Genomic DNA, 23,874 nt, shown 5'->3' with positions numbered 1-23,874 from the left:
GATCCCATCCCGAACTCGGCCGTGAAAAACCCCAGCGCCCATGATACTGTGCCTCAAGGCACGGGAAAGTCGGTCGCCGCCAGATCTTCCAGTCAGTCCCACCAACTCACCACCGCGGGGTGGAGCAGCCCGGTAGCTCGTCAGGCTCATAACCTGAAGGCCGCAGGTTCAAATCCTGCCCCCGCAACCAAACCGAACATACTGATATCTAACAAAGAATGCCGCCCTCAGAGGCGGCTTTTTTGCGTCCAGAATTCCTCCGCAGGAAACACATAGGAAACAGACGAAAAGACCGGGGCAAGTTTAGACAGTATCTGCTCGTCATAAATTGCTCCCAGTGACTGAACTCGAATATCGTTTATCGATGTTCTGCGGTTTTAGTGGTTTTTGTCGACTGGTGTATCGGTTCGTGTTGCATTGCCTCGTCCTTTAGAAGGATGATTAAGGCAGGAAAAGTAGAAAGATCCGCTGAAGATCAGTACCGGATATGGCATGGATTTACATCCATATTTAACCATAAAGTCCGAACAGAATGAATTATGGTGCGTAACTAAAGCCTCTTGGAATATCTATAGAGGAAGTCCAATGGCTGCCTGAAAAGCGATCCCCAGCTTCCACTTTACACTAGACGTTTTTTCAACGGAGCTTCTCATGACTGAGCAGGACGCCCCTTCTCATCCCCTCATGCGTCAGCCGGGCAAGGACAATGCCCGTGTCATGAATGAGGAGCTGTTTTTTGATCTGGTCTATGTGTTTCTTGTCACCCAGATCAGCCACGGCCTGTTGCATCATCTGACACCGATCGGTGGGATGCAGACCCTCATACTGTGGTTCGCGGCCTGGCTGGGATGGCAATATACGGGTTGGGTCACAAACTGGTTTGATCCGCGCGTGCCGAGCCTGCGGGGAGTGCTGTTTCTTACCATGGCGCTGGCGCTTGTATGCGGGGCGGCAGCACCGGAAGCTTTTGGTGCGCGCGGACTGGCTTTCGCGCTGTGCTATGCCGGCATGCAGGTCGGACGTTCCGCATTTATTGTGTTCAGCCTGCCGGCGTCCCACCCTCTTTCCCCAAATTACCGCCGTATTCTGGGCTGGGGTATTCTGGCTGCCTGCTTCTGGATTGCTGGTGGCCTGGCGTCACCGGAAGCCCGCGTTCCTCTATGGGCCATCGGAGTGGCATGTGAATATATTTCGCCCATGTTCGGCTTCTGGCTGCCGGGACTGGGACGCTCACACACATCGGACTGGACCATTTCAGGGAGCCATATTGTCGAACGCTGCCAGCTTTTTGTAATTGTGGCGTTGGGGGAAACGGTCATGGCTGCCGGTCTTTCCCTTGCGGAAAGCGAGCACTGGTTCTGGATCGAACTGAGCGGTTTTGCAGCCAGTTTTCTGTGCACCATTGCCATGTGGTGGCTGTATTTTCAAACCTCCAGCGAGGAAGCCGAGCATGCCATAAGCCATTCCTACGACCCGGGGCGAATGGGTGCGTATTTCCATTATCTGCATGTCATCCTGATTGGGGGGATTATCGTCACCGCCGTAGCCATGGACCTGCTGCTGGAAAACCCGCTTGAGGACGCCAAAGGTGCGCCCGCCCTGGTCATGACGCTTGGGCCGGTGCTCTATCTTCTGGCCAGTATCGCCTATCGATGGGTTGCCACGCGTCGTATGATGTCCAGCCAGATGGTTGGCGTTGGCCTGCTGTTGCTGACGGGATTCGCTGGACAGGCGCTTCCCATGTGGATTCTGGCATTCTGCGAAACGACGGTCTTTCTGGTTATCAGTATCTTCTGCGCCGGAAAAGACAGGTCGCGGTTGGCACGGGTGCCGTAAGCTGCGGCTTTATCCCCTGGTTAATGAGTGGAGCGATGCTTGCCTGCCGGGTCTCGTTTTGTGTCGTGCCCATATACATTCATTCTAACGGTTGAGGCGTGTGGAAAGAATCAGGGAAGACAGGGTGCGTTCCACACCATCAAGTGCCCCGACTTCATCAATGACGGCATCAAGCCGTTTGATGGAACAGGCTTCGACCATGACGATCATGTCGAAATTTCCGCTGACGGAATAGATGGTGCGTACTTCGGGAATGCGACGAAGAAGGCTCTGTACTGAGGCGGTATATTTGGGGCCGAGGGTTACCAGCAGGTGCGCCTGTACCTGATTTTCGGAATAGGACGGTGTCAGGCGCAGGAAATAGCCCTCGATAATGCCTTGCCGTTCCAGCTTTTCCAGCCTGCTTTGTGCGGTCGAGCGTGAAATGCCCAATCGCCGTGCAAGGAATGCGACCGGCATGCGTGCATTTTCGCGCAGGAGATTGATTAGCTGTTCCTCGGCCTGGCTTATCGTCATTCTGCCTAGAGTATTCATCATTCCGCCTAATATAAATGTGGTTATGGCGGATTTTATGATCCGTTTCGGCAACGATATGTGTCACTCTTTTTTCCTGCCTGGTGATGGATAGGAGATGCACATGACAGGACAGATCTTCGTTACGAGGATTCAAATGGTCGGAAGTGTCATGTCATCCTTGTGCATCCTCAGACAGAAAGGCAAAAATCCCTTGTTATTATAAGCGAGATCATGACTGTCCAAGTTTTGATGATCTGATTCAGAGGGAGGATCTCTGGTTTCGGGAGTGCTTGCCACATGTCTTCTGTTGCATGGGTTTGAGTAAATGCAGGGAGTGATGATGGAGAACTCACCCAAGGAACCATATTGCCTTTTATCAACGGATGACCGTCCCCATCCCGCCGACGCCTGCTCCTGACGCATACCAGAAGGTGCAACTCCTGCCTCCCACGCATACGTTGTTGTGAAAAACAGGGAGTTGAAAAGGGTGGCCATATTTCATACGGTAGGCTGATCAAGACATAATAATAAAAAGAAAACGTCGAAAATGAAATTTATATCATAATCTTACGTCTGTTCCGTTCCTTATCGGAAAGGATATGACGGGCGTCGGGCGGGCCGCCCTTTCGGTCCGTGTGGCCGGGTTTCCCTGATGTGTCAGGGGTAAAGCGCCTCATTCACCGCGATGGGTGGGGTTCCTTATGTTGCGTGCGAATCACCATGCATGTGTTGCGTGTTTACTTCCGTGGAAACGGGTGGTGGGGATCCTGCCTGCGTATGATGGCGGTGATGCTGGCCTGTTGTGGCTGGACCGCCGCCAGTCGCGCGGCGGATCCTGTACACGGGGCCGTATCTTCCGCCCCCCGGCTTACTCCCGTGACGACGCCAGGGGCTGTTGACGTGGCAACGCCCGCATCCACGCCTGCCGCGCCGGTGAAGAAAGCCAAGCGGCCCATTGCCGAGGAACGGCTTGAGGCGCTGTTTGACACCGAAAGCATTTAGGCGCTGCTGAGCCATAATGACGACGCCCTGCGCAAAAGCGACCTCAGCGCCGGGTATTTCGTCGCGGAACAGTCCTTTGGCAACCTCGTGCCGCAGATCAGGCCATGGCGGGAGTGGCTGAGCAATCGCGGCTTCACGTTCGAACTGACCTACAAGGGCGAGAGCATGGCCAATGTGGGCGGTGGCCTGTCAAAGGGCATCGACTATGTGCATGACCTGCGCGTCAGCATGCTGTTCGACCTTGGGAAACTGGTGGGGCTGAACGGCTGGTTCCTGCACGGCATCGTCATGAACCGCGAGGGACGGCAGGTGGGGTGGGACCATGTGGGCGAACGCAATGTCCTGCTGACGGAGGTGTGGAGCATCCATGGACCGGCGGCGGCGCGCCTTGCGGACCTGTATGTGGAAAAATCGTTCCTGCATCACCGCATCAACATCAATGTCGGCCGCATCGCGCTGACCCATACCTATGGCACGTCGGTGCTGCTGTGCACCTTCATGATGCAGTGCTCTGCCCCCATGGCCATCCGCGAGCCACCGGGATGGAGTGTCTATCCCAAGACATCATGGGGCGGGACCGTGCGGTTCCGTCCGACGCGCGACCTGACGCTGCGGACCGGGATTTACAAGATCGGGCCGAAGGCACAGGACAATACCGGATGGGCCTGGGGGAGCGAGACCACGACCGGCATCCAGACCCCGGTCGAACTGACGTGGGAGCCGTTTTTTGGCGCGCGCAACCTGCCCGGCCATTACAAATTCGGCTTCGGCCACGACACGTCCCCCTATCCCGACCTGATCGGGACCATCCCGGCCGCCTATCAGGCCTATATCCATGCGCACAAGGAAAAGCCGCGCGATACGTTCTATATCGAGGCGGACCAGATGGTGTACCGCAAGCATGGCGAACACCAGATGGCCGGTGGTTACCTGCTGGCGGGATATATCCACAATACGCCCAGCATCTCGACCTTTTCGGACGAGTTCTATTTCGGCGCGTCCCTGCTGGGACTGATCCCGCACCGGCCCTATGACCGTTTCGGGGTGATGTATTCCTATTACCAGATGAGTCCACGCCTGACCTATGGCCAGAGCCTGCGGCAGGCGGCGGGCATGTCGATGGGGGCATATGTCAACGGCCCGCAGACCCATTCCGCCGTGCTGGAGGCGTATTACGGCATTCCCGTCACCCCCGGACTGGTGGTGACGCCGGAATTCGAATACATGATGCGCCCCGGCGAGACCTCGGTCATTCCCAACGCCATGCTGGTCGGCCTGAAGGTCATTGCCAATCTTTAGAGACTGTTTGAAAACAATCCGTTGAAAAAAAATAGGGAAAAGTTTTTGGGTGTCGCCTTTTTTAAAAAGGCGACGTCTTTCGAAGATTTTTGAAAAAAGCTTCACCAAAAACTTTTATTATTTTCAGACAATCCCTTGGAATCTTCTGGTGAGGGTTTTTGAAAAATCGTTCAAGGGACGATGCATTTTTGAAAAAATTTGGTGCCGGGAAACTTCCGGCTTTCATCAGGTGGCCTTCCTGCCGACAGGTCACGTAATCGTTCCGGCGGTCGCCCCTTCGTGAAGTCCCCGGCGCATGGTTGCGATCCCCCCGGCATGCCACAGTCCGGGTCAGGAAATACGGACGGTACAGGGTATGGACACGAACAATAATATGGATGACCCGGCCATGCCGGCGGGCCTGCGTGATGGGGATATCGCCACGGCCCGTCATGTGGTTGCCGCCTCCCTCCTGGCATGGATGCTTGATGCGTGTGATTTCTTCATTGTCCTGTTCACGCTTGACGATGTCGCGCGCAGCTTTCACGTCTCGCTGGAGGCCGTACTGCTCGCGCCCACGCTGACGCTGCTGACACGTCCCGTCGGGGCGTTCGTGTGCGGGCGCGCGGCCGACCGGTACGGGCGCAAGCCGGTGATGATCACCACGATCATGGTCTATTCCCTGATCGAGGTCCTGTCGGCCTTTGCCCCCACGCTTGCGACCTTCCTGTGCCTGCGCGCACTTTTCGGGATCGCGCTGGGCGGGGAATGGGGGGTTGGTACCTCGCTCATCATGGAAAGCGTCCCGGCCTCGTGGCGGGGGATGGCGTCGGGCATCCTGCAGGCCGGGTATCCGGCGGGATACCTGCTGGCGTCGCTGGCGTTCCTCCTGCTGCCGGTCATGGGGTGGCGGGGGCTGTTCGTGCTGGGCGGCGGTGCGCTGTTCTCCGCGCTGTATATCTGGGCCCGCGTGCCCGAAAGCCCGCAATGGCTGGCGCGCCAGCGTTCGGGCGCGACCAATACTGCGGCGCAGGCAGGCCTGTGGCCTTTCATCCGGGGCAATTTCGCGCTGTGCGTGTTCGCCGTGACGCTGATGGCGGCGTTCAATTTCATGAGCCACGGGTCACAGGACCTGTATCCCAAGGTCTTCCTCGGGCTTGAACGCAGACTGCCCCATCCCACCATCACGCTGATTGTCGTGCTGTACAATATCGCCGCCATCATTGGCGGGATGGCCTTTGGCATCCTGTCGCAACGGATCGGGCGGCAGTACAGCATCGCACTCGCCGCCGTGCTGACGCTGCCGCTGCTGGCGCTGTGGACGCTGCCGCACTCGGCGGTGTGGCTGACGGTGGGGGCGGTGTGCATCCAGTTCTGCATCCAGGGGGCGTGGGGCGTGGTGCCCGCCTATCTCAGCGAGCTTTCGCCCCCTGCGGTGCGCGCGACCTTTCCCGGCCTTGCCTATCAGTGCGGAAACCTGATCGCGGCGAGCAACGCGCTTTTGCAGACGGGCATTGCCTCCTTCCTTGGCACGGGGCTTGCGCCCGCGCTGATGTTCACGGTGGGCGGGGGTGCGCTTGTGGTGCTGGTCTTGACCCTGCTCAACGCGCGGCGGCATCGTGCGGCCATGCAGGGGACGTCATGCCCGTCATGATGCGGGTGGCCTGCGGTTTTGCGGAAGGGATTGCATGCACCATCGTGACCTGAACCTGCTCGTGGCACTTGACGTCCTGCTTGAGGAAGGCAGCGTGGCCGCCGCCGCGCGCCGCATGAACCTCAGCCCCCCCGCCATGAGCCGTACCCTGTCACGTATCCGCGTGGCGTTTGACGACCAGATCTTCGTGCAGGCCGGGCGGCGCATGACACCGACGCCACGCGCGCTGGAGTTGCAGCAGCAGGTGCATGCCGTCGTGGCGCAGGCGACGGGCCTGTTCCGCAATGACGCGCACCTCGACCTGTCGCGCATCCGCCCGGTCTTTACCATACAGGCCGATGACCTGTTCCTTGGCACGCTGGGGGCGGCCCTGCTGGAACGGCTGCGTGCCGAATGTCCCGGCGTCACCCTGCGCTTCATTTCCCATGACCGCCATGATGATGTCAGCCTCAGCCTGCGTGAACGCCATGCCGACCTGTTCATCGGCGCGCCTTTGCCGTTCAAGCCCGAAATCCGCACGCAGAGCCTGTTTACCACCGGCTTTCGCGGTTTCGCGCGCAAGGCCCATCCCATCTTCCGCCAGCCCTTGACGCTGGAGCGGTTCGTGCAGTTCGACCAGATCAGCATCTCGCGCCAGGACCGCTACAGCGGGGCGATTGACGAAATGCTGGCGGCGCGGGGGCTGACGCGCCGGATTGTCCTGATCGTGCCGACATTTTTCACGATGATCGAGACGTTGCGCAGCTATGACCTGATCATGCTGATGCCCGATATCGTGATCGAGACCCTGCCCCATCGCGAAATCGGCCTGCGTGCGTTCGAACTGCCGTTTCCCAGCGCCCCGCTGACGGGACTTCAGGCGTGGCATCCGCGCAATGACAAGGACGCGCTGCATCGCTGGCTGCGCCGGACGGTGCGTGAACTCTGCCTGCAGATGAAAAACAAGCACCCCGCGTTGAGTGCGCCAGACGCACTCAACGAGTGAGGCAATTGCAATTTATTTATCCAAACGACACCCATAGATTGACCCCGCGATCAATGCGAGGTCTTCATGTCATCCACCATAGCCGCGGGATCGCCCGGGGAACTGCCGGGTGGCGCGCCGGTCGTGCATGCGCCGCCGCCCATGCCGTCCTATATCCCGCCCTTTGGCCTGCGCACGGTCATTGGCTGCCTTGGCATGCTGCTTGCGGTGCATGTCGCGGGCTTCAATGAACATGTAACCGAAATCGGCCTGTCGGACATCCGGGGCGCGATGCATATCGGCCACGATGAAGGCACGTGGGTGATCTCCATCTACGAGGCATTCAATATTGCGGCCATGGCGTTCACGCCATGGTTCTACATGTCGTTTTCCATCTACCGTTTTTCCATCTTCATGACCGCGACGATGGCGCTTTTGTCCATTCCCGCGCCGTTCATGCCCGATGTGACGTCGCTGTGCATCCTGCGCGCGGCGCAGGGCCTGACGGGCGGGTGCCTGCCGCCGGTGCTGATGACGGTCATGCTGAAATACCTGCCGCCACAGATCCGGGTGTTCGGCATCGCCGGATACGCCATGAGTGCGACCTTCGGCCCCAACCTTGGCGTCCCGCTGGAGGCCTTCTGGTTCGAGGATGTGGGCTGGCGGTGGCTGTACTGGGAAATCGTGCCCATGGCGGCGGTGGCGGTCGCGATGATGGCCTATGGCCTGCCGCGCGATCCCATGCACCTGGAACGGTTCGAGAAGTTCAACTGGTTCGGCCTGCTGGTGGGCCTGCCCGCGATCTGCGCGCTGGTGACCGTGTTGTACCAGGGCGACCGGCTGGACTGGTTCCGCTCCCCGGTGATTACGAACCTGACCTTCTGGGGTGGTGCGGCCTTTGTCGTCTTTGTGGTGAACGAGGCATTTCACCCCAGCCCCTATTTCAAGATCCAGTACTGGAAAAGCCGCAATATCCAGGCGTCCCTGCTGTCGCTGATCGGGATCCTGGCGATCTGCGCGCTGATGACGGATGTGCCTGTCACCTATCTGGAGGCGGTGCGTGGCTATCGCCCGGTGCAGGCCGCGCCGATCTCGCTGGTGGTGGCCCTGCCGCAACTGCTGATGCTGCCGCTGATCGCCGCGATCTGCAACAACCGCAAGGTGGACTGCCGCTATATCCTGTCTGCGGGGATGCTGTGCCTTGCACTGGCAAGCTGGCTGGGCACGTGGCTGACGGTGGACTGGGTGCGCGACAATTTCTATCCCATCCAGATCCTTCAGGTCTTTGGGCAGCCAATGACCGTCATTCCCACGCTGATGCTCGCGACGATGGCGCTGGGGCCTGCGGACGGTCCATTCATTTCCGGCATGGTCAACATGCTCAAGGGACTGGCGAATGCGGTGGCCTTCGCCCTGTTCTCCGCCCTGTCGCGGCGGCGCGAACAGTACCACTCCACCATGCTGCTCGACCATCACGGCACCCATGCCACCGCGCTGGCGGGGCAGGGAAACGCGATTTCGGGGCAGCTTTCGGCCACGTCGCCCGATGCCGGGCATGTCGCGGCCAACACGCTGCAGGTCTTCCACACCTATGTGCATGAGCAGGCGCTCGTGCTGGCGCTGGTGGACATCTATTTCCTGCTGGTCTGGGCGTGCCTTGGCTATGCGGTGATGAACCTGCTCCTGCCGCATCGCGTCTATCCCCCCCGTGCCCCATCCCCTTCTCAGCGTGCTGGCTAGGCACGACAGGAACAGGTCATGATCTACAGGAAACCCCTCCTCATTTCCGGTGCGACGGCCATTGTGCTGGCGTGTGGCGCGTATGTGGGCGCGCGCCTCGTCAACGGTAACGGCGTTGATGAATACACCAACGATGCCTATGTCACCGCCGATTTCACGACGGTCGCGCCCAAGGTGTCGGGCCGTATCGACCGCGTGGTGGCGCAGGACAACGAACATGTCCGCCCCGGCGAGGAACTGGCCCATATCGAGGATGACGATTACCGCGCGGCGCTGGAGGTCGCGCGGGGCAATGTCGCGGCGTCGGAGGGGGAGGTCGCGAACCTGACCGCCGAACTCGCACGCCAGCAGGCGGTCATCGCGGGCGCGCGCGCCGCAGTACAGGCGGACCAGGCGGCGCTGGTGTTCGCGCGGCAGAACGCGGCGCGGTACCGCAACCTGTCGGTGGGGGGCGCCGGCACGGTGGAGCAGCGCCAGTCCTCCGACGCGCGGCTTAGCGAGGCGGAGGCCACGGTCGCGCGCGACCAGGCGGCCGTGGACGCGGCGGTGGGGCAGGTGTCCGTCCTGCAGGCGCAGTTGCAGCGCGCACAGGGCAACCTGCTGCGTGCAAGGGGCGAGGAGCATCAGGCCACACTGAACCTGTCGTACTGCACCATCCCCGCCCCGGTGGAGGGCGTGGTGGGCGAACGTGGCGTGCGCGTGGGGGCGTATGTCCATCCGGGCACGGGCCTTCTGGCGGTGGTGCCGACGCAGGCGGCCTATGTGCTGGCGAATTTTCAGGAAACGCAGTTGACGCATGTGCAGACCGGGCAGGCGGCGGTCATCTGGGTCGATACCTTCCCCGGGCATCCGCTGAAGGCGCATGTTGACAGCCTTGCCCACGCCACCGGCGTCGCCTTCGCCCCGATCCAGCCCGACAACGCCACCGGCAACTTTACCAAGGTGGTGCAGCGTATTCCCGTGAAACTGGTCTTTGACCCCGGGCAGCCACTCGCGGCGAAGGTGCGTGTCGGCATGTCGGTGGAGGCACGGATCAATACCGCCTCCACCCCCGACGGGGCACATGCGCATGACGAGCGGTACATATGGCAGTGAACCCCATGACCCCCTTTCGCACGATGTGCGCGCGCCTGTCGGGCGGTGTGGTCCTGCTGGCGCTGGCGGGATGCGCGGTCGGGCCGAATTACCACAAATCGCGCAACACCGCCCCGCATGACTGGCACCAGAGCATGGCGCCCGCAGACAGCACGGTGGTACAGACCGGCATGGATGCGCAGTGGTGGTCGATCTTCCACGATCCCACCCTGAGCGCGCTGGAGGCGGAGGTCGTGCGCGCCAACCTTGACCTGCGCGCCGCTGCCTACCGCTTTGCGCAGAGCATGGCCGAACGCCGCATCGCCAGTGCGGCGCAGTTCCCCCATGCGGAGGCCAATGCGTCCTACGCCCGCGAACGCGCCAGCACGAACGGCGTGCTCGGCCTGCTGGGCACGATGGAACAGCAGAACGCGGGCAGTGTCGCCAGCGGGACGCAGGGGTTCGGCCCCACCGCCTTTCCCGGCAGCGTGGGCAACCCGTCATTCAACCTGCCGCAATATGGCATGAATGCCTCGTGGGAGGTGGATTTCTGGGGGCATGTCCGCCGGCAGGTGGAGGCCGCGACCGCCGCCATGCACGCGACCGAGGACATGCGCCGCGACGTCCTGGTGTCGTTGATGGCGGAAACGGCGCAGGATTACATCGACCTGCGCGGGGTGCAGGCGCAGATCGCGATTGTCGAACATAATATCGACATCGCGAAACACAGCGTGGACCTGACGACCCAGCGGTACACCCAAGGGGCGGCGACCCGTCTGGACGTGGCGGATTCCACCGGGCAACTGCACACGTTCGAATCGCGCCTGCCAGTGTTGAAAAGTCAGGAAGTCCATCTGGTGAACGCGCTCAGCTTCCTTGTCGCGCGCGAACCCGGCGCGCTGACGGCGATGCTGGGCAAGCCGGGGGCCATCCCGCCGGTGCCCGATTCGGTGCCCGTGGGCCTGCCGTCGCAGCTTGCCGATCGCAGGCCCGACATCCGCATGGCCGAAGAACGCCTGCATGCCGCCACCGCCAATATCGGCGTCGCGATTGCGGATTTCTTCCCCCGCGTCACCCTGTCGGGCAGCCTCGACGTGCAGGCGTTGCAGTTCAGCGGACTGGGATCGTGGGCGTCGCGGCAGTATGGATTCGGCCCGACCGCGACCTTCCCGATTTTCGAGGGCGGACGCCTGACCGGGCAGTTGCGCCTGCGCAAGGCGCAGCAGAAGGAGGCCGCCGTCATGCTGCAGCGGACCATCCTGAAGGCGTGGCAGGAAATCGACGACGCGATGGCCGATTTTGCCGCGGCACAGGGGCAGCGTGACCGACTGGCCGAAGCGGTGGCGGAAAACCAGATCGCGGTCGATACGGCGCAGGCGCAGTATGTGCAGGGGGCTTCGGACTTCCTCAACGTGCTGACGATGCAGAACGCCCTGCTGGCGACGCAGAGCGAACTGGTGCAGGCGACGACGCGGGTCTCCACCTCGGTCGCGCGGCTCTATCGCGCGCTGGGCGGCGGGTGGGAGACGACCTATCCCCTGCCGCCCGCAAAGCACGCGCATGTGTCACAGGCCGCCAGTGGAGGGAAGGCACGATGATCGAGATCCGCAGGGCCGCAACATTCGGGTGCCTTACTGACGCCGGTGTGACGCTGCGCTGTCACTTTGCATTTCGCACCTGCGCGGATGCGGGGCGGGTGCATTGGGGACGGCTGCGTGTCGTCAATGTCGCCACCATGGAGGCCGGTGCGACCTTTGCGCTGGGGGCGGAGGAAAATACCGAAATCCTGACATGGACGGGTGCCCGGGCGCTGCATTTCACCGGTCCGGGCTTTGCGCCCGCCACCCTGCCGCCCGGCAGCGTGCAGGCGCTCGGCACCGGGGACGGGGTCAACGGTCTGGCGTGGCGTGCGGGGGCGCAGGGGGGCGGCTTCGTGCAGTTCTGGTTCCTGCCCGATGACGAAGGCGGCAACCCGGAGGCGGAAGTGCGCGAGGCCTGTCCCGCGCAGGAAGATGGCGGGTTTCGCATCCTTGCCTCCGGCTTTCCGGAGGACGACCCGGAGGAGGAGGCCGACATCATCGATGGCGCGCCGCTGACCATCCGGGCGAGTTCACGGCTGCTCGACGCCACGCTGCGGGCGGGGGAGGGGGCGGCCTATGCCACCGTGCCGGGGCGGGCGCTGTATCTGCTGGTGGTGTCGGGGCAGGTGGCGGTCGATGGGCAGGTGCTGGGTGCGGGGGATGCGGCCGCGATCAGTGCATGCACCAGTCTGGAGGTTACGGCGCGTGAGGTGGCCTATGTCATGCTGGCGGATGTGGGGGTCTGAAGCTTTTTGGAAAAAGCTTCACCAAAAACTTTTGAAAGTCTGGGAATTTCCTGACTGTTTGGAATAATTTCCAGAATGGATAAGAGTTTTTGGTTCTTTTTTGCAAAAAAGAACATCTCTCCCTTACCCGTCATTTACAACCCTGCGCCCACGCGGCCGCCATTCCCCCACGACCACCCCGGCAATGATGAACACCGCGCCAAGCAGCGCAAGCGGCGGCAGCCGTTCGCCCGCGATACGCCCGATGATCCCGGCCCAGACCGGCTCGCCTGCGTAAATGACGGTGGCGCGCGTGGGGGAAATCGCCTTCTGCGCCCAGTTCATCGTCAACTGGATCAGTGCGCTGGCAATGCCCAGCCCCCCGCCACAGACCAGCCACACCCATGAAAAATGCGGCACGGATTCCCCGCCCAGCGGCATCGTGGCAAACGCCAGCACCCCGGCCGCCAGAAGCTGCACCACCGTGACGCGCCTGCTGTCCACCTGTGCGGCGAAACGGCTGATCAGGATGATCTCGCTTGCGATGGCGACCGTGCCCAGCAGGGTTGCGGCCTCGCCGCGGCTGAACGTCCCGGCCCCCGCGTCCGGTCCCGCCAGCAGGAGCAGCCCGACAAAGGCGAGGCCGATGCCGATCCAGTTCATCAGGTGCGGCATGCGGCGCAGCACGACCCATTGCAGCAGGGGCACCATGGGCACGTACATCGCGGTGATGAAGGCGGACTGGCTGCTGGTGATGGTCTGCAGGCCATAGGTCTGCAGGCTGTAGCCCATGAAGATGCTGATGCCGATGGCAATGCCCGCGCCAAGTTCGCGCAGCGTGAGCGCACGCATGGATTTATGAAAGACAAGCAGGCTGGCGCCCCCGGCGGCAAGGAAGCGTATGGCCACAAAGAACAGCGGGCCGCACGACTGCATCGCAAGGTGGACGATGAGGAACGTCGTCCCCCAGATCATGGTCACGCCAATCAGCGCGGCCTCCTGCCGGGAAAGCGCGAATGACGTGGGGCGAAGGGTCGGGGTCACATGCTGCATGCGCCGTCTATACACATGCCATACCGCCGCGCCCACCCATTGCGACAGTTTTATGGGATGGAACGGGATGAACATTTTATGAATCATCGCTGATGCAGGCAGGATGTTTCGGAACCGAAAACAAACCGCCCTTCATGCGCCGGCTGCAATCGCAAAAAGTGTTTGGTGAAGCTTTTGATCTGAAAAGCTTCAAAGAACGCCGCCTTTTTGGATCAGAAGGCGGCACCCGAAAACGTTTAATCCTTATCTATGCCTTCCGGCACGCCTGCGGGATTGTCGCGGATGTGCATTTCATGGGCATAGGTGTCATTGGCACGCTTTATCAGGAACTGCCGGATCTGTTCGGCCTGCCAGTCATCCAGCACGCTTGCGAAACTGCCCATGCCATAGGCCGTCAGCGCTCCGTGCAGGACGACATTGCGGAACCCCTCTGGCGTGCGGATCGCCCCGGACCAGCGCAGGTCAGGCAGCACGCCACCCGATTCCGCGTTGTCGCCATGGCAGGCGATGCAGAAATTCTGGTAATGGACATACCCGGCCCCCGCCTGTTGCGCGTCATAATCCACGGGTGGGGCAACCGGCAGGAAACCCTTCTGCCCCGAGGGCGGCAGCGTCGCGTCACCATCCAGTGCAAAGGCAAGGATGCGCGAATGATTGACGGTCCATCCGCCCGTCCGCGCCATGCCCCCCACCAGCAGCGGATAGATCCCGCCCCATCCGACCTCCACCGCGACGAACTGCCGGCCGCCGGCCATATAGGTCACAGGTGGCGCGATGACGCCGCTTTGCGCGTTGAAGCGGAACAGGTCCTGCCCGTTTGTGGCGTCATAGGCATGGAATTCCCCGTTCGCCAGTCCCTGGAACACCAGATCGCCCCAGGTGGCGAGCAGGCCGCCATTCCACGGTCCCCTGTGATCGACGCGAAAGCGGGCTTTCTGCGCCACGGGATCCCATGCCAGCAGCCAGCCCTGCAGGGCCTTTGCCGCCTGCGTACGGGCGGCGGGGTCGTCGGGCGCGCTGCCTGCCGCCATTTCCGCACCGAGGTTCAGGCCCACGGGATGCAGCCGGACCCTGTCCGGGGTCTTGTACAGCGCCGGGATCTGCTGCGCCGGGATATAGACCAGGCCCGTACGCGGGCTGTAGGCCATGGGCTGCCAGTTATGCGCGCCCAGTGCGCCGGGGATGCCCACCCATGGCCTGTCCGTCAGGGACCACATCGCCTCCGGCCGGATGCGCGGGCGTCCCGTCACCGGGTCCAGGCCATCGGCCCAGTTCTGGAAAACATAGGGCGTGCCCGACAGGAATTCGCCGCTGCGCGCATCAAGGACATAGAAAAACCCGTTCTTTGGCGCATGGACGATCACATGGCGCACCTGCCCGTCAATTGGCAGGTCAAGCGTCATGATGTGCTGGCTGGCGGTAAAGTCCCACTGGTCCTTCGGCGTTTCCTGAAAATGCCAGACATATTCACCTGTTTGTGGGCGCAGGGCGACGATGCTGCCCAGAAACAGGTTGTCGCCCACCCCGTTGGAACGGAAGCGGTAGTTCCATGGCGATCCGTTCCCCACACCGATATAGAGCAGGTCCGTCACCGGGTCATAGACGATGGAATCCAACACCGTTCCGCCGCCCCCCGACCGGGTCCAGCCGCCATCGGGCTGCCATGTCGGCCATGCGATGCGTGACAGCGTGGCATCCGACGCGGCATGGTCGGGCCGGTTGCCCGGTGCGGGCACGGTATAGAACCGCCATTTCAGCGCCCCCGTGCGCGCATCAAATCCGGAGACGAAGCCGCGTGCACCGAATTCGGCCCCGCCATTGCCGATGACGACCACGCCATGGGCGATGCGTGGCGCGCCATCGACGGTGTAGGAACGGATATCGCCCAGCGTGGCGTCGGCCGGGATGGTGTTGACCGACCATACGGGCCGCCCGTTGCGCGCATCGAGTGCGATCAGGCGGCCATCGAACGTCCCGACATAGACCTTTCCCTCCCAGTACGCAGCGCCCCGGTTGACCGTATCGCAGCATCCGCGCAGGGCGATGTCGCCCGGTGTGCGCGGGTCATATTCCCACAGCACCCGCCCCGTCGCGGCGTCGAGCGCCTTGACCCTGCTCCAGTTCGTGGTGGCGTACATGACGCCATTGACGACAAGGGGCGTGCCTTCCTGCCCCCGGTTGGAATCAAGGTCCAGATACCATGCCAGCTTCAGTTGCCCCACCGTGCGGCGATCGATCTGCGACAGGGGGCTGTAGCGCTGTTCGGAGGGGGTACGCCCGTAGGAGGGCCAGTCGCCGGGCTGTTGTTCCTCCTGCGCGGTGGCGACGGGGGGCGTGTCCGAGCGCGCGGCGGACGCGGGCGGCGCCACCAGCAGGCACAGCAGTGCCATCAGCCAGCGGGCCGGGGAAAAGATGCGCAGCGTCATGGGACGTTCCTGACCGTGTGGGACCACGGCTTCTGGTTGTTCTGGTGTCGTGTGTCCGCCCTTCTGCCGGGGCGGTGATGATGACGTGTGGCCTGTCGCGCGGTTCAGTGGCGGATGCAGATGGATTTTTCCTCGGTATAGGCATGCAGCCAGTCCACGCCGAAATCGCGCCCCACGCCCGACATCCTGACCCCGCCAAAGGGCATGTTGGGATCGATGCCGACATGGCTGTTGACCCAGACCGTGCCCGCGCGCAACTGCTGCGGCAGCGCCATCGCCGCCTTCAGGTCGCGGGTCCAGACACTGGCCGCCAGCCCCATTTCCGTGTCATTGGCGGCCGCCAGCGCCTCTGCCGCGTCCCGGACACGGGTCAGGGAGACGACGGGGCCAAAGACCTCCTCGCGCGTCAGGCGCAGGTCGGGCGCGGGGTCCACGATGACCGTGGGGCGGACGTAATATCCCTGTGACGGCACGCCCGGCCCCTGCAGGACGTTCGCCCCCCGGTCGATCGCGTCATGCAGGTATTCCTCTACCCGGTCGCGATGCGTGGCGGAGACCAGTGGCGTGACCTGTGCCGCAGGCTCCATCCCCGGCCCGACGCTCAGGCTGCCGAGGGCATCGTGCAGGCCCGCCGCAAGCTGGTCGAAGACCGGCCCCTCGGCATAGATGCGCGCGCAGGCGGCGCAGACCTGCCCCTGGTTGAGGAAGGCCGCCCCCATCAGGCCCGCGACCGTATCCGCCACGTCGGCATCGCGCAGGACGATGGCCGGGTTCTTGCCACCCAGTTCCAGTGTCACGCGCGTCAGGCGGTCGGCAGCAACCCGTGCGACATGCTGGCCAGTGGGGATGGAGCCGGTAAAGCTGATTTTCGCCACCAGCGGATGGCGGATCAGGGCATCCCCCGTCACACGGCCCGATCCCGTCACGACGTTGAACACGCCCGGCGGCACGCCCGCATCAATCGCCAGTTCCGCCAGGCGCAGCAGCGTCAGCGGCGTGGTTTCCGCCGGTTTCACCACGATCGAACAGCCAGCGGCCAGCGCGGGTGCCACCTTCCAGATCGCGATCATCAGCGGGAAATTCCATGGCACGATGCCCGCCACCACGCCGATCGGTTCGCGGCGGGTAAAGGCGCTCCACGATGCGCCGGGCGGCATGGGGATGGAGACGTCAAGCGTGCGGCCCGTCAGCTTGGTGGCCAGCCCCGCGGCATAGCGCAGCCACGCCGCCCCGCCGCCGACCTCCACCGCGCGCGACAGCCAGATGGATTTTCCCTGCTCCAGCGTCTCAAGCTGGGCCAGTTCCTCGGCATGGGAGTCCACCAGGTCGGCCAGACGCAGCAGGATGCGTTCGCGCGTCCCCGGCGGCAGGCCGCGCCAGCGCCCGTCGGCAAAGGCCACATGCGCGCGTTTGACCGCATGGTCCACATCCCGCACCGAGGCGTCGGCCACCGTTGCGATCACCGTGCCGGTGGCGGGGTCATGGACCTCCATCCGGCCCTCCTCCCCGGAGGAAGTGGGGCGGCCATCGACAAAGATTGCGTGCCTGCGGGCAAGGAACGTGCTGACTTCTGGCAGGAGGGCAGGGGCGGGGGGCTGGGTCATGGCCGGTTCCTGTGTGTGTGGGGCATGTGTTTTCATGTCCACGGTTTTGTATCCGCGCGGCATCGCACATGCGTGCGGCAGGGGATGTCAATCATGAACGCGCGCCCGGCCGGGCATGTGTTGCGAAAACGCGGACATTCCTTGTGGTTTCAGCAATTTTTTGCGTCGCACCATAATACGCTCCTTGACCCAGCGTGCCACCCACGTCGCCCGTCCACATTCCCATGACGATTGTTTGATGGAAAAGAGTCCTGTCGCATGCGTCATATTGTGCAAATCGAAGAGCTTCCGACACGATGGAGTGACAGGCGCGGTGCAGGCATTGGGCGCGCAGGCGGTATTTGCGGGACGTTTCGCGACACTGTTCCCCTCGGTTGGTCGCCATGTGGCCGTCGGGGCGGGGGGATGGCATGAAATCAGCGCCGTGCAGGCCGATGGATGCCGTTTTGTCTGCCTGTCCGACGTGGCGCGCACCATCCGCGGCGCGGGACAGGGCGATGTGCTGAAGATGATCCTGATGGAACACGGGACGGATCATTTCACGCAGGACGGGTTTCATGCGATGCTTGATCCCCGGTGCTTGCTGCTTTACCGGCCGGAACGTCCCTTCATTTTCACCTCTGCCGCGCGGTGCGGCAGCATGATCTTCCAGGCCCCGATCGACCTGTTGCCATCGGGCCTGCGCGGCGCATGCGACCGGCCGCGCGTGCTGGGGGATGATGACGGTCTGGCCGCGCTGGTGATGGACATGATGCGACGTGCCGCCCGCATGCAGCGTATGGCGTGTGACAGCAGGGCGGAGGGGGCGCGTGCCGTGCGACTGGACGCATTGCGCGATGCGATGGGAAACCTGATCGGGACGTTGCCCGACCTGTCCGTAACCGGCAGGCGGCAGGCGGTATCGCACGGATCCGTCCTGCATCGGGCGGAGGCGTTCATTCTCCGGCACCTGTCGGATCCCGCGCTGGACGTGGGGCGGATCGTCGCGGCCCTTGGCTGTTCGCGCCGGGGCCTGTACCGCGCCTTTGCCCTGCGTGAGGAGACGCCCGAACGCCATATCCTGCGTTGCCGTCTGGAGTGTTGCCATCATGCGCTGCGGGATCCGGGGTTTGCGCATATGACGCTCGAAGGGATCGCCAGCCTGCACGGGTTTTCGTCCGCCGCACATTTTTCACGCAGTTTCCGCATGCGCTATGGCCGGACCCCGAGTGAGGTGAGGGCGGGAAGTATTTCAAGAAAAGTGATTGATAAATAATAAAAGTTTTTGGGTGCGGACTTTTTTTAAAAAGGCGGTGTTCTTTGAAGCTTTTTGAAAAAAGCTTCACCAAAAACTTTTATTCATGATGTTTCCTGAATCGTCGTGCGGTCCGGTGCATCAGGCGCGATGCGGCCCGGTTCCTGATATGGCGCGCCATCGCCATGGCCGCGCATGTGTTCGATCTGGCTTTTGCGCCACCGGCCGGGTGACACCCCGGTATAACGGCGGAAAAAGCGGGAGAAATAGGCCGGGTCCTGTGTGCCGACCTCGATCGCGATGTCCTCGATTGACCTGACGGTAAACAGCAGAAGCCGCTTGCTTTCCAGCAGGCGGCGTTCATGGACCATGTGCATGACCGACAGGCCGAACGCCTGTCGTGCCGCACGTCCCAGAAGGTAGGGCGTGCTGCCCAGTTCGGTGGCATAGCGCTCAACGGACCATTCCTCGCGGAAATGGCGGTTGATCGTGGTGCGCAGCCGCCGTGCCAGGACCGTGCGCGCGTCCTGTGGCGCAACCTGCGTATCATCGGCCAGGCGCCATGCCCGTTCCAGCAATGTCGCGGCAAGGCCGGAGATGGCCGGACTCGCGGCGGTTGGCGCATCGTTATAGCATTGCTGCATGATTTCCATCAGCGCGCCAAGCCGCCGCCATTCGGGACGGTCGGTTGATCCCTCCACCATCAATGGCGTGTCGAGTGGCCGGTGGATCAGGGTGGAAATGGCCGTCAGCGCCCCGTCGGCAATCGACAGGACAATCGCATCCGACCGCCCGCATACGTTGAACCCGTGCACGACATGGCTGGGCATGAACGTGATCGCGGGGGCGGCGAAACGCAGGGTCCGGTCCTCCATGTAATAGGTGCCGCCGCCGGTGGTCCAGAACGTCAGTTGTCCCATCTGTTCATGTTTGTGCGGTGCGACATTTCCGTTGTGCATGTTGCGTCGCGCCATCACGGTTTCGACATGGACGAACCCGATATCGACCAGCCTGTCGGGAAGTCCGTAAACAAAAAAGCTTGGTATGGGATCAGGTGTTTTCATTTTTTGGAAAAGTCCATTTTTTTTCCTGTTCCGTCCATGGCGCGTGGTGGCCTGTCAACATAAAAATTGCGGAAAAACGGGAGGAAAAGAATGACGACCCCCATTTCCGCCAAGGCGGCCACCACCGACACCGCCATCCCCGCATCCCGCGCCACGCATGCGCCGGTCCTGCCCTTTACCGGGGCGGAGTACCTCGAATCCCTGCGTGACGGGCGCAGCGTCTTCATCAATGGCGAACGCGTGACGGACGTGACCACGCACCCGGCGATGCGCAATTCGGTCCGTTCACTGGCGCGTCTGTATGATGCATTGCATGACCCGGCGAAAAAGGAAGTCCTGACCTCCCCAACGGATACGGGATCGGGTGGGTTCACCCACAAATATTTCCGTGTCGCCCACAGCGTCGATGACCTTGTGGCGCAGCAGGGCGCCATCGCCGAATGGGCGCGTATGTCCTATGGCTGGATGGGGCGCACGGCCGATTACAAGGCGGCGCTGATGAATACGCTGGGCGCCAATGCCGACTGGTACGGGCCGTTCCGCGACAATGCGCTGGCCTGGCACAAACGTGCGCAGGAACGTGTCCTGTTCATGAATCACGCCATCGTGAACCCGCCGATCGACCGCCACAAGGAAGCGCAGGACATCAAGGATGTCTTCGTGCATATCACCAGGGAAACGGACGCGGGCATCTACGTCTCGGGGGCGAAGGTGGTGGCGACGTCGTCCGCGCTGACGCACTGCAACTTCCTTGCCCAAGGGTCGGCCGCGGTGACCAGCGACCCGTCCATGTCGGTCATGTTCATCGTTCCCATGAACGCGCCGGGCATCAAGATGATCTGCCGCGTTTCGTACGAGGAAACGGCCAACCGCGTGGGGCAGCCGTTCGATTATCCGCTGTCGTCGCGTTTTGACGAAAATGACGCGATCCTTGTGCTCGACAACGTGTTTGTCCCGTGGGAGGACGTGCTCGTCCTGCGCGATGCGAAGAAGATCATGTCCTTCCACCCGGCGTCGGGCTTCATGCATGGCTACTGTTTCCAGGGCTGCACGCGTTTCGCGGTCAAGCTTGATTTCCTTGCGGGCGCGCTGGCCAAGGCGTTGCGCTGCACCGGGGGCGATGCGTTCCGCGGCAACCAGGCGGCATTGGGCGAAGTCATCGCATTCCGTCACATGTTCTGGGCTTTTTCAAACGCCATGGCGCGCAATCCCGTCGAATGGGTGAACGGCGCGGTCCTGCCCAACCTGGAGGCGGCGCTGTCCTATCGCGCCTTCATGTCGGAGGCCTATCCCCGCGTGATCGACCTGATCCGCCGCACGGTGGCGTCGGGCCTGATCTACCTGCCGTCCTCGGCCAGGGATTTTGATAATCCGGAGATTGATAAATACCTGTCGCAATATGTCCGTGGGTCGAATGACATCGGCCATGTGGAGCGCATCAAGCTGATGAAGCTGTTGTGGGATGCAACGGGTACGGAATTCGGCGGGCGGCATGCGCTGTATGAACTCAATTACGCCGGCGCGCCGGAGGAAGTCCGCCTGCAGATCCTCAAGGGGGCCGAACGCAACGGCATCCTGCGCGACATGGAGGCGCTGGTGGATTGCTGCATGAGCGATTATGACGAAAAAGGCTGGACCGGCGACACGTGGCTGCCGCCCATCGGCTGTGCATGAGGTGTGTCATGGATACCCCCTTCGCAAAAGATATCCCTGTCTCCAAAACCGAATTCCGTAACGCCATGGCCCGGGTCTGCGCGCCGGTGAATGTCATCACCACGCGCGGGCCTGCGGGTCGGTGCGGGTTTACGGCCACCGCGATGTGTTCTGTCACCGACGAACCCCCCATGCTGCTGGTGTGCATGAACAGCATGTCCGCGCAATGCGACCTGTTCCTGAAAAACGGGCGTTTCTGCGTCAATGTGCTCAGCCATGACCATCGCGACCTTGCCGGGCATTTCGCGGGCCGGACCAGCGACATGGAAGCACGCTATGCCCATGCACAGTGGGAGGACATGCCCTCTGGCAACCAGGCGCTGCATGACGCCATGGTGTCCTTTGACTGCGTGCTGGCCGACAGTCGCCGCGCGGGGACGCATTACATCCTGATCGGGGAGGTCGTGGGCATCCGTGTCCGTCCCGACGGAAATGCGCTGCTGTATTTCGACCGTGATTACGTCCATGTCCCCACCCGGATCGGCAGTTTCGGGGGATAGGGCGCGATCAGTCGGCCTGTTCAGCCAGTTCGTTGAGCAGGTCGAGCAGCGCTTCCGTCCGGTCATGGCCAAAGCGTTCCTCGATCAGGCGGTAGATGCGCGCGCTGTCAGGGGCCACGGCGCCGATCTTTGCCACCCCCTGCGGCGTCAGTCCCAGCAGGGTGCGGCGGCGGTCATGCGGGTCGGTGGTGCTGTGGATCATCCCCTCCCGCTCAAGGAAGGCAAGGATACGCGTCAGGCTTGGCGACAGGATGAAGGCCAGTCGGGCAAGGTGTGACGCATCGAGCGAGCCATGTTCATCAAGGATGCGGATGACACGCCACTGCTGTTCCGTCAGGCCATGGGCGGCAAGCATCGGGCGGAAGCGTGACATGATGCTTTCACGTGCGCGCAGCAGGGCGATGGGCAGGGACCGCAGCGTGGAGCCGGGCAGGAGGCGCGTGTCATGTCCAGTCGTTGCCATTTTGAATCCTTCCTTGAAATGCCACAGATGTGAAGAACGTACGGACGCTGTCCCCGTTATGATACTTAACAGGTTAAATAGAAGCACGAACCCCAAAAGGAGGAAGCATGCCACACCTTACGATGGAATATTCAGGAAATATCGAAAATGAGGTCGATATGCAGGGATTGTGTGTCGATGTGCATCGCGCGATCCTGTCGAGCGGCCTGTTTGAAACCGGCGCGCCACGCGTGCGGGCATTCCGGGCCGATGCATGGGCGATTGCCGACCTTGATCGTGAAAATTCATTCATAGACATGAGCTTTCGCATTGGCGCGGGCCGCAGTGCCGAGGAAAGGAAACGTGTGGGCGACATGATCTTCGCCACAGCGCGCGACGGAGTACGCCACCTGCTGGCGCGCCCGTATTTCGCACTGTCGCTGGAGATACGCGAGATCGACCCCCGGCTGAGCTGGAAGGAGAACACCATGCATGCGCGCCTGCGCAATACCGGCGCACCTGCGGCATAAGTCCCGTCAGCATCAGGAAAAATATGGATCCGTCATGAGGGGGAAAACCCCGTCATGCGCAAGGAATGGAGTGGCGTGATGTCCGTACTGCAGGACAATATCGACAAGGTTGGCCGCTATCTGGCACAGTTTCGCGAACATGGTGTGCGCAACCATATCGGGGGGAAGGAATGTCCCGCCATCAGTAACAGGACGTTCGAGACGATTTCCCCCATCGACCTCAAGCCCCTGGCGCAGGTCGCGCATGGGGACGGGCGGGATGTGGACCTTGCCGCGCGTGCCGCACGTGATGCGATGGCGGAATGGGCGGCCTATGGCGGGGAGGCACGGCGCAAACTGCTGCACCGCATTGCCGATGCCATTGTGGCGCATGCGGAGGAAATCGCCCTGCTGGAATGTGTCGATACCGGGCAGGCGCTGCGTTTCATGTCCAAGGCCGCCCTGCGCGGGGCGGAGAATTTCCGTTTCTTTGCCGACCAGGCCCCTACCGCGCGCGATGGGTTGAGCCTGCGTGGACCGGGGCAGGTCAACATGACCACCCGTGTACCGATCGGACCGGTCGGCGTGATCACGCCATGGAATACGCCGTTCATGCTATCGACATGGAAAATTGCGCCGGCATTGGCCGCAGGATGCACGGTGGTGCACAAACCGGCGGAATTTTCTCCCCTGACCGCAAGCCTGCTGGTGCGTATCGCCGAAGATGCGGGCCTGCCGAAGGGGGTGTGGAACCTGGTCAACGGGTTTGGCGAGGATGCGGGCCGGGCGCTGACGGAACATCCCGACATCAGGGCCATCGCGTTTGTCGGCGAAAGCCGCACCGGATCACTCATCATGAAGCAGATTCCATGAGGAGTGGATAGCGAGCCGCGCCGTGTCAGAGTGTGCTTGCTGAAACTCTCTGGAGGGCAGAACCATGCTCGAGGCATCTGATCATCC

The 23,874-nt window shown here is 62.3% G+C and carries 20 protein-coding genes, 1 tRNA gene and 1 rRNA gene; 16 read left to right on the top strand and 6 right to left on the bottom strand.

Annotated elements, in window-relative coordinates:
- The 3 genes from rrf to CFR72_RS13570 all read left to right on the top strand — a co-directional run.
- A 5S ribosomal RNA gene (rrf, locus tag CFR72_RS18515) occupies nucleotides 1-85 on the top strand; the annotation flags it as partial.
- Between the two features lie 28 nt (nucleotides 86-113).
- Nucleotides 114-190, top strand: a tRNA-Met gene (locus CFR72_RS13575).
- A gap of 461 nt (nucleotides 191-651) precedes the next feature.
- Nucleotides 652-1,836 (top strand): low temperature requirement protein A, encoded by a 1,185-nt coding sequence (locus tag CFR72_RS13570; RefSeq protein ID WP_110914437.1) that lies wholly within the window; start codon nucleotides 652-654, stop codon nucleotides 1,834-1,836.
- 84 nt (nucleotides 1,837-1,920) lie between these two features.
- Here the strand turns inward: CFR72_RS13570 and CFR72_RS13565 are convergent, their stop codons facing one another.
- Nucleotides 1,921-2,352 (bottom strand): Lrp/AsnC family transcriptional regulator, encoded by a 432-nt coding sequence (locus CFR72_RS13565; protein ID WP_110914436.1) that lies wholly within the window; start codon nucleotides 2,350-2,352, stop codon nucleotides 1,921-1,923.
- Between the two features lie 777 nt (nucleotides 2,353-3,129).
- On the opposite strand from CFR72_RS13565, the gene CFR72_RS18450 reads away from it, so the two are divergent.
- The 8 genes from CFR72_RS18450 (at nucleotide 3,130) to CFR72_RS13530 (ending at nucleotide 12,390) form a co-directional block, all read left to right on the top strand.
- Nucleotides 3,130-3,354: a hypothetical protein gene (locus tag CFR72_RS18450; protein ID WP_408869985.1), complete on the top strand. Its 225-nt coding sequence runs from the start codon at nucleotides 3,130-3,132 to the stop codon at nucleotides 3,352-3,354.
- A gap of 27 nt (nucleotides 3,355-3,381) precedes the next feature.
- Nucleotides 3,382-4,653: a carbohydrate porin gene (locus tag CFR72_RS13560; protein WP_408869986.1), complete on the top strand. Its 1,272-nt coding sequence runs from the start codon at nucleotides 3,382-3,384 to the stop codon at nucleotides 4,651-4,653.
- 355 nt (nucleotides 4,654-5,008) lie between these two features.
- Nucleotides 5,009-6,286 carry an MFS transporter gene (locus tag CFR72_RS13555; protein ID WP_408869984.1) on the top strand — a complete coding sequence of 426 codons (1,278 nt, stop codon included), beginning with the start codon at nucleotides 5,009-5,011 and terminating at the stop codon, nucleotides 6,284-6,286.
- A gap of 34 nt (nucleotides 6,287-6,320) precedes the next feature.
- Nucleotides 6,321-7,271, top strand: a complete 951-nt coding sequence (locus CFR72_RS13550; protein WP_110914435.1) for a LysR family transcriptional regulator — start codon at nucleotides 6,321-6,323, stop codon at nucleotides 7,269-7,271.
- Between the two features lie 66 nt (nucleotides 7,272-7,337).
- Nucleotides 7,338-8,990, top strand: a complete 1,653-nt coding sequence (locus CFR72_RS13545) for an MFS transporter (protein ID WP_110914434.1) — start codon at nucleotides 7,338-7,340, stop codon at nucleotides 8,988-8,990.
- Between the two features lie 18 nt (nucleotides 8,991-9,008).
- On the top strand, nucleotides 9,009-10,085 hold the full coding sequence (locus CFR72_RS13540; RefSeq protein ID WP_110914433.1) for an HlyD family secretion protein: 1,077 nt from the start codon (nucleotides 9,009-9,011) through the stop codon (nucleotides 10,083-10,085).
- A gap of 5 nt (nucleotides 10,086-10,090) precedes the next feature.
- Nucleotides 10,091-11,662, top strand: a complete 1,572-nt coding sequence (locus CFR72_RS13535) for an efflux transporter outer membrane subunit (RefSeq protein ID WP_408869983.1) — start codon at nucleotides 10,091-10,093, stop codon at nucleotides 11,660-11,662.
- On the top strand, nucleotides 11,659-12,390 hold the full coding sequence (locus CFR72_RS13530) for a pirin family protein (RefSeq protein WP_110914432.1): 732 nt from the start codon (nucleotides 11,659-11,661) through the stop codon (nucleotides 12,388-12,390). Before CFR72_RS13535 ends, CFR72_RS13530 begins: the two co-directional genes overlap by 4 nt.
- A 123-nt stretch (nucleotides 12,391-12,513) precedes the next feature.
- Here the strand turns inward: CFR72_RS13530 and CFR72_RS13525 are convergent, their stop codons facing one another.
- The 3 genes from CFR72_RS13525 to CFR72_RS13515 form a co-directional block, all read right to left on the bottom strand.
- Nucleotides 12,514-13,422, bottom strand: coding sequence for a DMT family transporter (locus tag CFR72_RS13525; RefSeq protein WP_110914440.1), 909 nt, complete (start codon nucleotides 13,420-13,422; stop codon nucleotides 12,514-12,516).
- A 236-nt stretch (nucleotides 13,423-13,658) separates the two neighbouring features.
- Nucleotides 13,659-15,848, bottom strand: coding sequence for a PQQ-dependent dehydrogenase, methanol/ethanol family (locus CFR72_RS13520; protein ID WP_110914431.1), 2,190 nt, complete (start codon nucleotides 15,846-15,848; stop codon nucleotides 13,659-13,661).
- A 104-nt stretch (nucleotides 15,849-15,952) separates the two neighbouring features.
- A complete protein-coding gene (locus CFR72_RS13515; RefSeq protein WP_110914439.1) occupies nucleotides 15,953-17,452 on the bottom strand; it encodes an aldehyde dehydrogenase family protein in 1,500 nt (499 codons plus the stop codon).
- Between the two features lie 313 nt (nucleotides 17,453-17,765).
- Between CFR72_RS13515 and CFR72_RS13510 the strand changes: the two genes are divergently transcribed.
- Nucleotides 17,766-18,707: a helix-turn-helix domain-containing protein gene (locus tag CFR72_RS13510; RefSeq protein WP_167400397.1), complete on the top strand. Its 942-nt coding sequence runs from the start codon at nucleotides 17,766-17,768 to the stop codon at nucleotides 18,705-18,707.
- An 83-nt stretch (nucleotides 18,708-18,790) separates the two neighbouring features.
- On the opposite strand, the gene CFR72_RS13505 is transcribed toward CFR72_RS13510, so the two are convergent.
- Nucleotides 18,791-19,750, bottom strand: coding sequence for a helix-turn-helix domain-containing protein (locus CFR72_RS13505; protein ID WP_110914429.1), 960 nt, complete (start codon nucleotides 19,748-19,750; stop codon nucleotides 18,791-18,793).
- Nucleotides 19,751-19,840: 90 nt separating this feature from the next.
- Between CFR72_RS13505 and CFR72_RS13500 the strand changes: the two genes are divergently transcribed.
- Nucleotides 19,841-21,424 carry a 4-hydroxyphenylacetate 3-hydroxylase family protein gene (locus tag CFR72_RS13500; RefSeq protein WP_110914428.1) on the top strand — a complete coding sequence of 528 codons (1,584 nt, stop codon included), beginning with the start codon at nucleotides 19,841-19,843 and terminating at the stop codon, nucleotides 21,422-21,424.
- Nucleotides 21,425-21,432: 8 nt separating this feature from the next.
- Complete coding sequence (locus tag CFR72_RS13495; protein WP_110914427.1) at nucleotides 21,433-21,963, top strand: flavin reductase; 531 nt, start codon at nucleotides 21,433-21,435, stop codon at nucleotides 21,961-21,963.
- A 7-nt stretch (nucleotides 21,964-21,970) separates the two neighbouring features.
- Here the strand turns inward: CFR72_RS13495 and hpaR are convergent, their stop codons facing one another.
- Nucleotides 21,971-22,426 (bottom strand): homoprotocatechuate degradation operon regulator HpaR, encoded by a 456-nt coding sequence (hpaR, locus tag CFR72_RS13490; RefSeq protein ID WP_110914426.1) that lies wholly within the window; start codon nucleotides 22,424-22,426, stop codon nucleotides 21,971-21,973.
- Between the two features lie 107 nt (nucleotides 22,427-22,533).
- Between hpaR and CFR72_RS13485 the strand changes: the two genes are divergently transcribed.
- Entirely contained in the window at nucleotides 22,534-22,935 is a 402-nt protein-coding gene (locus tag CFR72_RS13485; protein ID WP_110914425.1) for a 5-carboxymethyl-2-hydroxymuconate Delta-isomerase, read from the top strand.
- 78 nt (nucleotides 22,936-23,013) lie between these two features.
- Nucleotides 23,014-23,787 carry an aldehyde dehydrogenase family protein gene (locus tag CFR72_RS13480; RefSeq protein ID WP_110914438.1) on the top strand — a complete coding sequence of 258 codons (774 nt, stop codon included), beginning with the start codon at nucleotides 23,014-23,016 and terminating at the stop codon, nucleotides 23,785-23,787.
- The last annotated feature ends 87 nt before the right edge of the window (nucleotides 23,788-23,874 follow it).

The sequence above is a fragment of the Gluconacetobacter entanii genome (assembly GCF_003206495.1).
Taxonomy (GTDB): Bacteria; Pseudomonadota; Alphaproteobacteria; order Acetobacterales; family Acetobacteraceae; genus Novacetimonas; species Novacetimonas entanii.
Note: the sequence above shows the minus strand (reverse complement) of the source record. Positions and strands in the feature narration are given on the sequence as shown.